The sequence below is a fragment of the Photobacterium nomapromontoriensis genome, assembly GCF_050336815.1.
GTDB classification, from domain to species: domain Bacteria; phylum Pseudomonadota; class Gammaproteobacteria; order Enterobacterales; family Vibrionaceae; genus Photobacterium; species Photobacterium nomapromontoriensis.
The window spans coordinates 105,060-118,797 of sequence record NZ_JAKJSL010000030.1 but is presented as its reverse complement, the minus strand read 5'-3'; the positions used below and the strand labels follow the sequence as shown (position 1 = coordinate 118,797).

General features: G+C 46.5%; 14 protein-coding genes. 7 read left to right on the top strand and 7 right to left on the bottom strand.

Annotated elements, in window-relative coordinates; translation table 11 throughout:
* Nucleotides 1–329 precede the first annotated feature (329 nt).
* The 4 genes from prpB to L4D12_RS13255 all read left to right on the top strand — a co-directional run bounded on the left by prpB (nt 330) and on the right by L4D12_RS13255 (nt 4,431).
* Entirely contained in the window at nt 330–1,199 is an 870-nt protein-coding gene (gene prpB, locus L4D12_RS13270) for a methylisocitrate lyase (protein ID WP_428448326.1), read from the top strand.
* A gap of 62 nt (nt 1,200–1,261) precedes the next feature.
* Complete coding sequence (locus L4D12_RS13265) at nt 1,262–2,713, top strand: bifunctional 2-methylcitrate dehydratase/aconitate hydratase (RefSeq protein ID WP_428448325.1); 1,452 nt, start codon at nt 1,262–1,264, stop codon at nt 2,711–2,713.
* 79 nt (nt 2,714–2,792) lie between these two features.
* On the top strand, nt 2,793–3,086 hold the full coding sequence (locus L4D12_RS13260; protein WP_428448324.1) for a hypothetical protein: 294 nt from the start codon (nt 2,793–2,795) through the stop codon (nt 3,084–3,086).
* Between the two features lie 508 nt (nt 3,087–3,594).
* Entirely contained in the window at nt 3,595–4,431 is an 837-nt protein-coding gene (locus tag L4D12_RS13255; protein WP_428448323.1) for a (2Fe-2S)-binding protein, read from the top strand.
* A gap of 6 nt (nt 4,432–4,437) precedes the next feature.
* Here L4D12_RS13255 and L4D12_RS13250 read toward each other — a convergent pair whose 3' ends face one another.
* On the bottom strand, nt 4,438–5,226 hold the full coding sequence (locus tag L4D12_RS13250) for a bestrophin-like domain (RefSeq protein ID WP_428448322.1): 789 nt from the start codon (nt 5,224–5,226) through the stop codon (nt 4,438–4,440).
* 264 nt (nt 5,227–5,490) lie between these two features.
* Between L4D12_RS13250 and L4D12_RS13245 the strand changes: the two genes are divergently transcribed.
* From L4D12_RS13245 to L4D12_RS13235, 3 genes are all read left to right on the top strand, one after another.
* Complete coding sequence (locus tag L4D12_RS13245) at nt 5,491–5,961, top strand: NanQ anomerase/TabA/YiaL family protein (protein ID WP_428448321.1); 471 nt, start codon at nt 5,491–5,493, stop codon at nt 5,959–5,961.
* A gap of 14 nt (nt 5,962–5,975) precedes the next feature.
* Nucleotides 5,976–6,356: a hypothetical protein gene (locus tag L4D12_RS13240; protein WP_428448320.1), complete on the top strand. Its 381-nt coding sequence runs from the start codon at nt 5,976–5,978 to the stop codon at nt 6,354–6,356.
* A 332-nt stretch (nt 6,357–6,688) separates the two neighbouring features.
* Nucleotides 6,689–7,108 (top strand): hypothetical protein, encoded by a 420-nt coding sequence (locus L4D12_RS13235; RefSeq protein WP_428448319.1) that lies wholly within the window; start codon nt 6,689–6,691, stop codon nt 7,106–7,108.
* An 85-nt stretch (nt 7,109–7,193) separates the two neighbouring features.
* On the opposite strand, the gene L4D12_RS13230 is transcribed toward L4D12_RS13235, so the two are convergent.
* The 6 genes from L4D12_RS13230 to L4D12_RS13205 form a co-directional block, all read right to left on the bottom strand.
* Nucleotides 7,194–7,820: a bifunctional 4-hydroxy-2-oxoglutarate aldolase/2-dehydro-3-deoxy-phosphogluconate aldolase gene (locus L4D12_RS13230; RefSeq protein WP_428448318.1), complete on the bottom strand. Its 627-nt coding sequence runs from the start codon at nt 7,818–7,820 to the stop codon at nt 7,194–7,196.
* Nucleotides 7,817–8,803: a sugar kinase gene (locus tag L4D12_RS13225; protein WP_428448317.1), complete on the bottom strand. Its 987-nt coding sequence runs from the start codon at nt 8,801–8,803 to the stop codon at nt 7,817–7,819. The genes L4D12_RS13230 and L4D12_RS13225 overlap by 4 nt, the downstream gene beginning before the upstream one ends.
* Complete coding sequence (gene uxaC / locus L4D12_RS13220; protein ID WP_428448316.1) at nt 8,800–10,224, bottom strand: glucuronate isomerase; 1,425 nt, start codon at nt 10,222–10,224, stop codon at nt 8,800–8,802. Before uxaC ends, L4D12_RS13225 begins: the two co-directional genes overlap by 4 nt.
* A 55-nt stretch (nt 10,225–10,279) precedes the next feature.
* On the bottom strand, nt 10,280–11,743 hold the full coding sequence (locus tag L4D12_RS13215; protein WP_428448315.1) for a fructuronate reductase: 1,464 nt from the start codon (nt 11,741–11,743) through the stop codon (nt 10,280–10,282).
* 132 nt (nt 11,744–11,875) lie between these two features.
* The gene (locus L4D12_RS13210; protein ID WP_428448314.1) at nt 11,876–13,177 is read right to left on the bottom strand and encodes a TRAP transporter large permease; all 1,302 of its coding nucleotides are present in this window, start codon (nt 13,175–13,177) and stop codon (nt 11,876–11,878) included.
* Between the two features lie 18 nt (nt 13,178–13,195).
* Nucleotides 13,196–13,708, bottom strand: a complete 513-nt coding sequence (locus tag L4D12_RS13205) for a TRAP transporter small permease (protein ID WP_428448313.1) — start codon at nt 13,706–13,708, stop codon at nt 13,196–13,198.
* Nucleotides 13,709–13,738 lie beyond the last annotated feature (30 nt).

Here is a 13,738-nt window from a genome sequence, read left to right as displayed (position 1 = left end):
CATACGAATGACAGGCTGGAGAAGCTCTGCGAGTCCGTTATCGAGCTACGCTATGACAAATCAATGGTTCAATGAACTTGGTTTAGTCAATATTGAACATGTTGTGACAGGGCATGTGTTCAGCACTTACGCTGAATGGAAATGTACATGAGCCGTATACGAGGTCCGTACGTACGGTTCTGTGAGAGGGATGAGGCGGCGACGCCTCACCCTACTCGATGATTGTTTATTAATTTGTCAGTATTTAGATTCGCCACTAAATTTAGATATATGCTGCGACAAGCGTCATTTTTTGTCGCTGGATGAATAAATTAATCAAGGAGCGTGTAATGAGCTCAGGGAAGCAGTTCAGACAGGCAGTGGCATCTAATAGCCCATTGCAGATTGTCGGTGCAATTAATGCTTATTGCGCCATGATGGCAGAGCAGGTTGGTCATCAGGCTATTTATCTCTCTGGTGCTGGTGTTGCCAATGCCTCTTACGGGTTACCCGATCTGGGTATCACGACTCTCAATGATGTTCTGACCGATGTTCGCCGGATCACGGCTGCGAGCACCTTACCGCTATTGGTTGATATTGATACCGGGTTCGGTGGTGCTTTTTCTCTCGCCCGTACCATCAAAGAGATGGAGCGCAGCGGGGTGGCCGCCGTGCACCTAGAAGATCAAATTGCTCAAAAGCGCTGTGGGCATCGTCCGAATAAGGCAATGGTCAGCCAGCAAGAGATGGTTGATCGGGTCAAAACAGCAGTGGATGCGCGAGTGAACGATGACTTTGTCATTATGGCTCGTACTGATGCACTGGCGTCGGAAGGGATGGATGCCGCTATCGAGCGAGCATTGGCCTATGTCGACGCTGGGGCAGATATGATTTTCCCCGAAGCGGTATGTTCATTGGCACAGTACCAGCAATTTTCTGATGCAGTGAAAGTCCCAATATTGGCCAATATCACTGAATTTGGTCAGACGCCGTTGTTTACAACGGAGGAGTTAGCCAGAAGTGGTGTTGATATGGCGTTATACCCCCTTTCTGCCTTTCGGGCGATGAACCAAGCGGCGCTCAATGTTTACCAACACTTACTGGCAGACGGACATCAACAAAATGTGGTGGACCGGATGCAAACCAGAGAGTCGCTCTATCAATATCTTGATTACCACGACTATGAAAAATTCTTAGATAAATTATTTACGCGACCGTGAGTAACCGTATTCAAATGGTGCCGTATAGCGAATATCACGACTAAATATAAGGGATGATGAACATGATCAGGAATGTCGATATCAACGAACGTCCGCAGCCAGATGCATTACTGGTGACATTAGCCGACTATGTCGCTCATGTCGACATTGATTCAGCTGAGGCGTATAACACCGCCAGAAATTGCCTGATGGATACGTTAGGCTGCGGATTGCTAGCGTTACGTTTTCCAGAATGCACTAAACATTTAGGTCCGATAGTACCAGAGACAACAGTAGTTAATGGTGCTCGAGTACCGGGCACTTCTCATGAGCTGGATCCGATAACGGCAGCATTTAATATTGGTTGTATGATCCGGTGGTTGGATTTCAATGATACCTGGCTAGCCGCCGAGTGGGGTCACCCCTCAGATAATTTAGGCGGGATCCTCGCCACTGCTGATTACCTTAGCCGGGTTGCGGTATCTCAGGGTAAACCACCTTTGTTAATGCGTGATGTGCTGACAGCAATGATAAAAGCGCATGAAATACAAGGTGTACTGGCGTTGGAAAACAGTTTTAATCGTGTCGGATTGGATCACGTGTTACTGGTTCGCGTAGCATCAGCCGCAGTTATCACCAAGATGTTGGGCGGAGAACGTGATCAGATCATCAACGCCGTATCACAGGCCTGGGCGGATGGTGGGGCTCTGCGAACTTATCGTCATGCTCCAAACGCGGGGTCGAGAAAGTCTTGGGCGGCAGGGGATGCAACTTCAAGGGCGGTACGATTAGCGATGATCACCATGAAAGGTGAGATGGGGCTGCCTTCGGTGTTAACCGCACCTCAGTGGGGGTATTACGATGTGTTATTTAACGGTGAGTCGTTCAAGGTTAATCAAGTTTTTAACAGTTATGTGATGGAAAATGTCTTATTTAAGATTTCCTATCCTGCAGAATTTCATGCTCAGACCGCCGTTGAGTGCGCTGTTATCTTGCATGAACAAGTGAAAGGGAAAATTGATCAGATAGAACGGATCGTGGTGACCACTCATGAATCGGCAATTCGGATCATATCTAAAGTGGGCAAGTTAGCGAATCCAGCAGATCGCGACCATTGCCTTCAATATATGATCGCGGTGCCACTGTTATACGGTGAGTTGAAGGCTGAATATTACGAAGATGAATTTCATCAAGGCGATCAGCAAATAGATCGCTTACGAGGAAAAATGGACGTTGTTGAGGATCCTCGCTATAGCGCTGAATACCTAGAGTCAGGTAAGCGGTCAATTGCCAATGCTATTCAGGTCTTTTTTACCGATGGTTCGTCAACAGAAAAGGTTGTAGTTGAATATCCGATCGGTCATCGTCGTCGCCGAGATGAGGGGATCCCATTGCTAGAACGCAAGTTTATGCAGAGCTTACATACTCGTTTCCCGGTAGCGACTAGTCGGAAACTCTTTGATTTGTGCTGTGATCAGAAGCGGTTGGAAGCAACCCCCGTGAATGAGTTTATGGCGTTATGGGTCATCAATTAAGCGACTATTATTTTATGATATTGGCCATGTTTTTATTCTGTACTATCAATAGGAATGTGAATAGAAGAAGGAGGGGGGCATGAATATAAACATGATTGTGATGGGGTTTGCTGTATTGGTGTTAGCGATAGATAAGCTATCTTTGTTTGATGATACGACGGACGATTATGTGAATGCTCCCAGGCTTGATACTTACGATGTGGTGGATGTGGGGAGAGAGGTTTCACCCATGTCAGAACCAATATCAGATACCGTTGTGATTGAAAACCAGAGTGAAGCGGACAGTGAGCATAATCTGGATCAAGGCGTGATGACCAATCAGTATCGGGTTGTGATGGGCCGCTTTACCACGCCTGTTGTATCGTTGAAATGAGTTAACCCCATCAAGAATCTAGCGTCAAATCGCTTGGTTACAGTGTGCAAAAAGCCGCATTATGCGGCCTTTGTATATTTTTGAAGAAATGCGCTTTTAGTTTTGTGTAATGCTGATTGTGTCTGTGATTTCAGTTGTTCCCTAACCAGTTTAGTATCCTTACTCATTTTAATAATCCTAGCATTTGATGCACGTTGTATAATGGTGCAATTTATTATTGATAGTGTTGTCACTCGAATGTGATATCAGTCGCAACTTATTTTGTTTAGCAATATATCTAAGAATGCTAAGGCATTAAATAATATGAGTCAAAATGGCATATGAAAACCATTTAATATGTGATACTAGTCACATATGATTTGAGTTTTATCGTGATTTGAGGGGCTTTCTCGGTGTCGACGCAAGTTGCTTGCTGCATTACTTTAGTTAAAATTGAGGACTTGGCGCTAGCTGTGCAGTAATATCAATGATTTGCTGCTTGTCATGTACGGAATAAGATAGAGGTTTCATGAACTTAACGACTGAATTGGCGGTTTTATGGCCAGGTGAGCCTCAGCAATCGACTATCGGCGCGCAACTTGAATGGCTTGAACAATGTGAGCCTTTTTTTCGGCTAGAATCTAGCCATATTGGTATACCGCTTAATGAGTGGATGGATTCAGCATTTCCGGCCACGATAGCCACTTTTTGTGATGACATCGATACCCGTAAGGCTGTAGGGGCATCCTTATGGCTGAAAAGCTTTAGCGCACATTTGTTGACAGGTATGGCCGCATTGAGATTGAAATTTGCTCGCGTGCCTTGTATTACGGTTAGTCAAATTAGCCTTGAAGTGTCATCAAAAGGGAAATTACAGCGTGTTGCAATAGATGAAGACGCGAAATTTTTCTGTTTAGCTGATGATGTCATGGCTGATTCCCCATTGGCAATTGTTGTTGCTTCTGAGCAAAGGCTGGATCAGCAGTTTGCTCTCATATTGCAGCAGTTAGGCGATTACCTGGCGCCTTACTACAAGCATGAAAATGTGAGTCGAAACTTGTTCTGGGGTCATTGGGGGTATGCGGTCGGCTTGTCGTTTCAAAAATTGACCCAGCATGGCTCTGAAAGCACCTTGCTGGAAACCCTTCAGCCAGAAGCGGATCGCTGGCTAAAAAGTTTACTACCTAACACGGCGAACCTAAATAGCGTCAAAGTGGCAACCAGAGAACCAGTTGCCATTTATTATATTCGCCGTGAAACCTGTTGTTTAAAATACAAACTGGATGGTAAGAAAAACTGTGCAACATGCCAGTTGATTGATCCTGAAGAGCAGTTGATTCGGTATCAGTCCAAAATACCAGAGTGACAGCCATTAAGGGGTAGTAACATCTAAGCCATCGCGTAGGTCAATCAATGGTTGCTGGCTTACCTCAATGATAGTGCGTATTGGCCTATCAAGCTCAACAATGAGCGTGAGCACTAACGAAAACGCCATCGCAAAAGGCAGGGCAGCAACTAGCGCCCTGCCTTTGTTTTCGGCCCCTACTTGTATACCATTCAGTGCAATTGTCAGAAAGGTTAGTAAGCCTAAGGTGAGCCAGATACTGATGGGTATTCGCCCGCGCAAACTTTTGTTGACCCGTTCAGTATGGATATCAATCACTTCATTAAGAGAGCTGATATAGAGCAGCAGTAGTTCTGGTGTCGTGGAATTATGTGCTTGAATGGCTTCATCCCAAAGTTTGAGTTGAAGGGCCTCACTCGTAACAATGATGTAGTTGATTGACGGTTTTATCTGGCTTTTATTTTCAACCACCCGAATGGTGACATATTCACGGAGCAGTTTTTGGCTACGGGAGCGATAAGGCTCGGTGAGCAGTGCTGAACGGAGGATGGTGGTGCCGACAGCATTGGCTTCTGAGAGTACCAGTTGCTTTCTTTCTCCTGATTTGCTTGCCGCCATACTGAATGTGATGGCAAGGATAAAAGCCAGCAGACTCGCTAGCCCTGTTGCCATTGGCGTGATCGAGCGACTGATTTCCTGTGAGGGGAAACGCAAGGCAAGTTGGTAGCCACATTCAAACATCACTGCGATCAGACAGAAAATGAGCCCGAAAATAAGGAAGATTGAAAGAGAATCAAAAAAGGATTCCTGATACATACAACAACCTTGGCAATAGGGTTTTGACATAAAAATGATTTAGGTAGTTGGCATCAGTATAGCGGCTTGTTGCTGTCCCGGTTCTTAGACCCGTTCGGATACCATAAATTTTTACTGATCTTATCGTGCGCTGTTGTTTCAGGGCATAAGTTTGATCGCGCTCTATATCTTCATAAATATTGGTCAACCAATCATTCCGGTTTCGTTATACTATGTTGAGCTAACCCATATTCGGGTTTTATTTTGGTGTTTAAGAGGCTTATCGTGTACAGAGGTAATTTAGACTCCCTAGAGAGTTATCGTCATATTCCTGATGCTATTGTTGCAATTATTAAAGTAGTTAAGAGACGACTGAATGAAAGTCAGGAACCCGGTCGTTTTCAAGTAAATGGCGACAGTGTATTTTACTTTATTGTGAATGATCACACTCAAGAGTTGGCCGATAGAAAATCTGAAATTCATGCTAAGTATATGGATGTACAGATTGTACTTGAGGGTGAAGAAATGTTTGGTTTTAGTTATCACCCGTTTAACACTATCGCTGAAGATTTTCTGGCTGAGAAAGACTTGGCTTTTAGTGAAGATATTCTTGAAGAAGAATTTATTACGTTAACTGCGGGTGATTTTGTCATCTTTGATACATTGCAGCCTCATCGTCCTCTTGTGGCGGTAAACCAACCTGCACCTGTAAAAAAAGCGGTGATTAAAATTGAGAAAGCCGCACTTCAGGATTAATTTAAGGATTGATAATGAATGCTGATATGAATGTCCTTGAATGGGGCAATAAGCAAATTCCTCACCGGTTGTGGGTTGAGAAGCAAGATGATACACACACAAGATTGTGTATGAAAATCATCAAAGATGTTGAGCCAGAAATGCTTTACCTTGATCTGACTGCAAGCCAGGAGCAGGTAATAGGGGCTTGGCAAGGTTATGCGGTGCCTATCTCAACTGAGTATCATGACGCGCATCTTTATTCGCAGGTGCGTAGTTTGTTGAATTTATCTCAAGGCTGTGTTGTTTGGATGGTTAACCATATTCAATTGCCATGTGGTAATAAAATGTCGGCAGATAAGTTAGTTCTGATACCTGATATGAAGCAGTTCGACGGTAATATTATTGCACAATAGCCATTTTATTTTGTTATGAACAATTCCAAGTAAGGAGACTTACTTGGGGTTGTTTTAGATCCTGCCACCATTACTACCGTATATTACTATCGACCTTGAGTGTTTGCCTGACAGTTAGCAATATACCGAAGTTGGCATTTATCGTTAGAGTTCACTCAGAATGAACATGTTTCATATGGCTTTCATTCTATTCTGCTCCAACACTCTCAAATCCTTCTGTCTTTGGTGGCAATGGCTACCAATTATTCACTTATGTATATATTGTTGCTTTTTCAAAGCGTTGCTATGGTTGTTAACGCAATTAACAGTTATATGAGAAGGGATTCAAAATAATGAAAGGTGCAGGCGGTACTTCTGGTGGGATAGGTCAGTTTTTTATTGGCTTGATCATGATGTGCGGAGGTTTTTACTTACTGTTTAATGCCATTACGGTATCGTCGAGTTTTGGACTTGGTTCGCGTTTGTATGGTTTTTCAGCATTTGGTTCTGGCTTTGGTGTTACTGGCGGTATGATCATGATCCCCTTCATGTTTGGGATCGGTTTCGTGTTCTTTAATAGCAGAAGTTTTATTGGTTGGTTATTGTCGATTGGTTCATTGACGGCGCTCATCTTTGGGGTGATTTCTGCAATCCGTTTTACGTTTAAAACAATGACAGCGTTCGAGCTCATGGCAATATTAATATTAGCCATTGGTGGGCTAGGGCTATTTTTTCGTTCCTTAAAAACGATTGATAATAAGTACCCTGATTAAACAGTGAATAATTGGCGTGTAACTTCGTTGTATGCCTTGATGCAAAAGGCTTCCCGAAGGAAGCCTTTATATTGTTAAGGGGGGATTAGGCGACTAAGTCAGCGGCTTCACGTGCTAAACGACCAATTTCGTTCCAACGGCCTTCATTGATCATTGCCTTATCGACCATCCAAGTACCACCACAGGCAAACACGCGATCAATCGCAAGATACTCATTGATGTTTTTCGTGTTGATACCGCCTGTTGGCATAAATTGGATCTGGGTGTAAGGGCCGAGTAGGGATTTCAACATGTTAATGCCGCCAGATGCTTCAGCCGGGAAGAATTTTAGCGTGGTGATGCCCATTTCAATCGCCGCTTCAACGGCACTTGGGTTATTCACTCCCGGCACGATATCAATACCAATCTCTTGGCAGGCTCTGACGGTGTTAGGGTTAAAGCCCGGTGATACCACAAAGGTCGCGCCTGCTTCTTTTGCGGCAATGGCTTGTTCGCGGTTCAATACTGTACCCGCCCCGATAAGCATGTCCGGCTGGGCTTTACGCAGTAGGCGAATAGCTTCAACCGCCGCATCTGAACGGAAGGTGATTTCAGCCGCAGGAAGCCCATTCTCAGCCAATGCTTTACCCAAAGGAATAATGTCTTCGGCGCGATCAATAGCGATAACTGGGATAACTTTGATGGTAGCAAGCTGCTGGGCAATAGTGCTCATGATTGGGCTTCCTTTTCGATTTTGTTGTCGTTGATATTGTTCTGTGAGAAATTAAAATCAATCGCCGCCGTGGCGGAGGCTGGGATAATCGCGCCTTTATGCTGAATGACAATGCCAGCAAGTTGGTGGCCTTGTTCTGAACATTGAATCGGTGTTTTACCCGTCAGTACCCCAGCAAGGAAACCGGCATTGAATGAATCACCGGCAGAGGTAGTATCAATGACGGTTTTGACGGGTGTAGTTGCCACAAACGTACGTGTTTCCGTGGTGAAGTCTTCATAGTAGTTGCCTTTTGGTCCCATCTTCACCACGGCCTTTTTAACACCCACCGCCTTGAGTCGAGCCAGAGTGACTTCTTCGCTATCATCACCCCAAAGCGCGGCTTCATCATCGTTAGTCACCAGTGCGAGATCGGTGATCGCTAACAATTGGGTGTAGCATCCACGTGCGATATCAGCGCTTTCCCACAAAGCTGGGCGATAGTTGGAGTCGAACACAACCGCAATGCCTTGGTGGTTGAGCTGCGTCAGCAATTCAATCAGACGCAGGCGATCGGCTGCTGGCAAGATAGCCAGACTGATCCCGCTCAGGTACACCATATCAACAGTTTCAAGGTGTTTGATCACGACCTCAAAATCAGGGTGTTGCATCATGTAACGGGCAGCAGACTGATTACGCCAGTACAGGAAGGTGCGCTCACCCTGATCATCAAGCTGGATCAGGTACAGCCCAGGCTGGCGGGTGTCGTCGCGCAACACCATGTCAGTGTTTATCCCTTCATCATTCCAGCGCGTGATCATTCCATTGCTGATGGCATCGCAGCCCAGCGCTGAAATGTAATCAATAGCAACAGACTGGCCTGCTGTACGGGCCAGATAAACGGCGGTATTGAGTGAGTCGCCACCGTACGCTTGCTCCATGGCGCCGAATGGGGCGCCATTGAGTTCAATCATGCATTCGCCGATCAGTGCGATACGCTTCATGCATGCTCTCCCGGTAGCTGGAAGTAGGCTTTGGCGTTATGAAAACAGATGTCCTGTATCATTTTACCCAACATATTCATGTCGTTTGGTACTTCACCGTTAGCCGCCCACTGACCCAGCATATTACACAGAATACGACGGAAGTATTCGTGGCGGGTGTAAGACAGGAAGCTACGCGAGTCTGTCAGCATCCCGACAAACTGGCTTAGCAGACCCAGCTGAGAAAGTTGCTCCATCTGGCGCTGCATGCCATCTTTCTGATCGTTGAACCACCAACCTGAGCCAAACTGGACTTTGCCAGCGATACCGCCACCCTGGAAGTTACCAATCATGGTCGCCATCATTTCATTGTCGCGCGGGTTCAGGCAGTACAGGATAGTTTTTGGTAGCTCGTTAGTGATATCCATCTGATCAAGCAGCGAAGCCAGTTGGAAGGCAAATGGACGGTCGCCAATCGAGTCAAACCCGCAGTCAGCGCCGAGCAATTGGAACATACGGGTGCTGTTATTACGCTGAGCACCAATATGAAGCTGCATCACCCAGCCACGTTTAGCATATTGCTTACCAAGCCAAACTTGTACCGCCGTGCTGAACTGATCCACTTCGTCTTCGGTGAGTGTTTCGCCTTGCATACGGCGTGTGATCATTGCATCAAGAGTCGCTTCTGCGGGTACTTTGCCGTAGCGAACAATTTCAATACCGTGGTCTGCGGCGCGACAGCCGTGCGTGGCAAAGTGGTCAAGGCGACGATCAAGGGCGGTAAGCAGGTCGGTAAAGCGGGTGATTTCGATATCAGCCACTTCACCCAGCAGTTGCATGTATTCAGCAAAGCCTGCTAGTTCTATTTTGAATGCACGATCAGGACGCCAGCTTGGCGCAACTTCCACATCAAAGCTGTCATCTTCAGCAATGACTTTATGGTACTCAAGCGAATGAATTGGGTCATCTGTTGTGCCAGCCATTACTACATTCATCTGCTTCATGATGCCGCGCGCTGAGAATTCAGGGGTTGCCAGCATCTCATTACATTCGTGCCAGATCCCTTCTGCGGTCTCTGGGCCAAATAGCTTACCCGTAATACCGAACGGGCGACGAAGCTCTAGGTGGGTCCAATGGTAAAGTGGGTTACCCAGTGTTTGTGGGACAGTTTTTGCCCATGCCATGTACTTGTTGAAATCACTGCTGTCTTTACCGGTGATCAGTGCTTCCGGTACGCCTGCAGAGCGCATGCCACGCCATTTGTAGTGATCACCTTCCAGCCAGATTTGACCAAGGTTGGCAAACTGGCGGTTATGTGCCACTTCCTGTGGGTTTAGGTGGCAGTGGTAATCGTAGATAGGCATGTCTTTGGCGTAGTCGTGGTACAGCTGACGTGCAATATCATTGGAAAGTAGGAAATCGTCACAAAGGAAGGTTTTCATGTCTTGCTCCAAGCAGTACGCCGGACGTAAAAGCCCGGCGTATTTATTCAGTTAATTACAGAGAGGCAACCGCTTCGCGAGCGCCTTTGGTGATGATCAGCTGGTAGGCTTTGGTGACTTCAGTCACAAACTCGTCGTTTTGAATCAAGTCAGTGCCGAATACCGCTTCCATACCAAGGATCGCTTTCACCACTGAGGTATTAATGCCATGTTCTGCGTAGATAGCCTGGAATTGCTCAACCATTGGGTCACGTACATCAATTGGCTGCTCGTTTTCATCAACAGCGCCGATGTATCGCATCCAGCCCGCAATACCCATCGCCAGCCATTGGTAATCAGTACCTTGTGCAAGGTGGTGGCGTAGAGAGCCGCCCATACGCTGTGGAATTTTCTGGCTACCGTCCATCGCAATCTGCCAGGTCTGGTGCTTTAGGCTTGGGTTGGTGAAGCGAGCGATCAATAGCTTGGCATAACCTTCAAGATCTGTACCCTCTGGCATGTTCAGAGTCGGGGCTTGTGCTTTCATCATCATATCGAAGGCTGCTTTGCGGTAGCTTTCGTTGGTCATGGTGTCAGAGATATGGGCATAGCCGCCAAGGTAGCCAAGGTAAGCCAAGAAGGAATGGCTGCCGTTTAACATACGGAGTTTCATTTCTTCAAACGGTACCACGTCAGATACAAATTCTGCACCTGCCACGTTCCATTCAGGACGGCCATTGACAAAGTTGTCTTCAATTACCCACTGACGGAAAGGTTCGCACGCGATACCGCATGGGTCTTCTACACCAACCAGTTGCGCGATTTCTGCCAGTGTTTCTGGTGTCGCAGCAGGAACGATGCGATCAACCATGGTGCAAGGGAAGGTAACATTGGCTTCAATCCAGCTGGCGAGCTCCTGGTCAACCAAGTTGGCAAAATCAAGTACAGCAGCGCGAGCAACATGGCCATTTTCTTGCACGTTATCACATGACATGACGGTGAAAGGTGTGATGTTGCGTTCACGACGGATACGCAGTGCTTCAACGATATAGCCAATCGCTGAATCTGGTGTGCGCGGGTGTTCAAGGTCTGCTTTAATCAGGCCATTGTTTTTGTCTAGGCGACCTGTTGCTGGGTCTGCACAGTAGCCTTTTTCCGTGATAGTCATAGAAACAATGGCAACTTGTTCTTCGGCCATTTTTTCTAATACCGCTTGCTTGCCATCAAGTAACGGGTGCAATGATTCAGTCACTGAACCAATCAGTTTGACATCCGTGCTTTCGGCCCCTTTTTCTGCCACGGTGTACAAGTGGTCTTGTTCGCGCAACTGCTGAATAAGATCTTCACCACCAAAAAGGTTTACTTCGCAGATCCCCCAGTTGCTGCCTGTCTTTTCCAGCATTTCATTGGTGAACAGGGCTTGGTGTGCACGGTGGAATGCACCGAAACCTAAGTGAACGATACGGCTTTGTAGTGCAGTGCGATCAAAAGTGGCACGGATTACCTGAGGGTTAATCTGACTGTTTGCAATGTTATTCATGATTGAGTCCCTTATCCCGCTAGGTTGAGGCTAGCGGGATAGATGTTGTTAGCTGGAATTGTCGTTTTATTTTTTAATCACGTCGTTTGTATTGCTGGTGGATAGTGCATCCTGCAATTAGTAATCCAATACCTAGTAACCCAATACCAGTCGTGGCAGGAACAGGCTAAGTTCAGGGATAAAGGTCACGGCTAGCAATGCGGCAACCAGTGCGGCATAGAAGGGTAGCAGTGGCTTAATGATTTTATCGATAGAGACTTTGGCAACCGAACAACCAATGAACAGCGCACTACCAACCGGTGGTGTACAGATACCGATAGCCAGGTTGAAGGTCATCATGATACCGAAGTGAACCGGATCAACACCCAGATCCAGTACGATAGGCATGAAGATAGGGGTAAAGATCAGAACGGCTGGCGTCATGTCCATGAAGATACCGACGATCAACAGGATCAGGTTGATGATAAGTAGAATCATCAGAGGGTCTTCAGAGATAGCCAGTAGCGCATCAGCAATCATGTATGGGATATCGGCGTTTGCCATTGCCCAAGACATACCCATTGACGCACCAACCAGCAGTAGAACGATAGACGTTGTTACCGCTGACTCAAGGATAATTCCTGGAAGATCTCTAACTTTGACTTCGCGGTAGAATACAACGGCAAGTACTAAGGTATATACCACTGCAATGGCAGAGGCTTCAGTTGCAGTGAAGATACCACCGATGATGCCGCCCATGATGACCACGATCAGTAGTAATGATGGCATCGCTTTGATGAAGGTATCCCAAACCTGAGCAGCTGTCGCTCTTTCAGCAACAGGGTAGCCACGTTTCTTGGCAATGTAACCGGCAACAACCATTAGGCTTAGGCCCATTAGAATCCCCGGAATGTAACCAGCCAGGAATAATGCTGCCACAGAAGTACCACCAGAGACTAGTGAGAATACAATCAGCGTGTTACTTGGTGGGATTAACAAGCCAGTAGGGCATGAAGTAATGTTAACCGCGGCAGAGAAGTGCTCATCGTAGCCTTCTTTTTTCTGCAATGGTGACATGGTGCCGCCTACCGCTGCAGCAGAGGCAACGGCAGAGCCAGAGATCGAACCGAACATCATGTTCGCCATAACGTTTACGTGGGCCAGTGAGCCAGGCAAACGACCACCAAGTACTTTGGCGAAATTAATAAGACGGATAGCGATACCGCCTTGGTTCATGATGTTACCCGCCAGAATGAAGAACGGGATAGCCAGTAGGGCAAAGTTATCCAGGCCTGCAGCCATACGCTGAGCGACCACCGCGATAGCGGGCTCAAGCGGCAGGCTCATCATGATAGTGGCCAGCGAGGAAAGACCGATCGCAAATGAAACCGGGATCCCGAAAGTAAGGAGAACCGCAAAGCTACCAAATAGTGTGAGAATGAGTTGCCATTCCATTGTAGAAATCCTTCTTAATTAGTTTTGCTGGGTTTCAGTGAGAAGAGGTTTACCAGATGTAAGCTGGCTAATTTTGTCTAAACCAAACACAGTAGAGTAAAAAATCATCAATAGGCCACTGATTGGAAGACAGAAATAGATGTAGCCCATCTGCATGCCTAGTGCGGGTGTGAGCTGTCCGGTAGAGAGTGTTTTAAGCGCTAAATTCGTGCCGCCGTAAACCAAGACAATGAAAGCAAATACCGCAATTGCTATCTGAATGAATACTTCATTAATCAGTTTGCGTTTTCCTGTCAGCTTCATCGTTAGCAGGTCAATGGCAAGGTGGCGCTTTTGGCCAGTTGTGTATGCAGCACCAATCAGTGCGACCCACATAAACAAATAACGGGCGACTTCATCGGTTACAGTACTTGGTTTACCGATGACATAACGGGAGAGTACCTGCCAGATAACACAGAAAACCAAGAAGCTAGAGAGTGATACGGTAAATACTGATAACCCTCGGTTTACGTAATCAACCAATTTGTTCATTTTAAGTTCCTTATCATGGGGGCGCATGGC

Excerpts from the sequence above, each read along its gene's own strand:
- L4D12_RS13225 (WP_428448317.1), bottom strand. The coding sequence starts at position 8,803 with ATGAAGCGTATCGCACTGATCGGCGAATGCATGATTGAACTCAATGGC.
- uxaC (WP_428448316.1), bottom strand. The coding sequence starts at position 10,224 with ATGAAAACCTTCCTTTGTGACGATTTCCTACTTTCCAATGATATTGCA.
- L4D12_RS13265 (WP_428448325.1), top strand. The coding sequence starts at position 1,262 with ATGATCAGGAATGTCGATATCAACGAACGTCCGCAGCCAGATGCATTA.
- L4D12_RS13230 (WP_428448318.1), bottom strand. The coding sequence starts at position 7,820 with ATGAGCACTATTGCCCAGCAGCTTGCTACCATCAAAGTTATCCCAGTT.
- L4D12_RS13250 (WP_428448322.1), bottom strand. The coding sequence starts at position 5,226 with ATGTATCAGGAATCCTTTTTTGATTCTCTTTCAATCTTCCTTATTTTC.
- L4D12_RS13215 (WP_428448315.1), bottom strand. The coding sequence starts at position 11,743 with ATGAATAACATTGCAAACAGTCAGATTAACCCTCAGGTAATCCGTGCC.
- L4D12_RS13260 (WP_428448324.1), top strand. The coding sequence starts at position 2,793 with ATGAATATAAACATGATTGTGATGGGGTTTGCTGTATTGGTGTTAGCG.
- L4D12_RS13210 (WP_428448314.1), bottom strand. The coding sequence starts at position 13,177 with ATGGAATGGCAACTCATTCTCACACTATTTGGTAGCTTTGCGGTTCTC.
- L4D12_RS13255 (WP_428448323.1), top strand. The coding sequence starts at position 3,595 with ATGAACTTAACGACTGAATTGGCGGTTTTATGGCCAGGTGAGCCTCAG.
- L4D12_RS13240 (WP_428448320.1), top strand. The coding sequence starts at position 5,976 with ATGAATGCTGATATGAATGTCCTTGAATGGGGCAATAAGCAAATTCCT.
- prpB (WP_428448326.1), top strand. The coding sequence starts at position 330 with ATGAGCTCAGGGAAGCAGTTCAGACAGGCAGTGGCATCTAATAGCCCA.
- L4D12_RS13235 (WP_428448319.1), top strand. The coding sequence starts at position 6,689 with ATGAAAGGTGCAGGCGGTACTTCTGGTGGGATAGGTCAGTTTTTTATT.
- L4D12_RS13205 (WP_428448313.1), bottom strand. The coding sequence starts at position 13,708 with ATGAACAAATTGGTTGATTACGTAAACCGAGGGTTATCAGTATTTACC.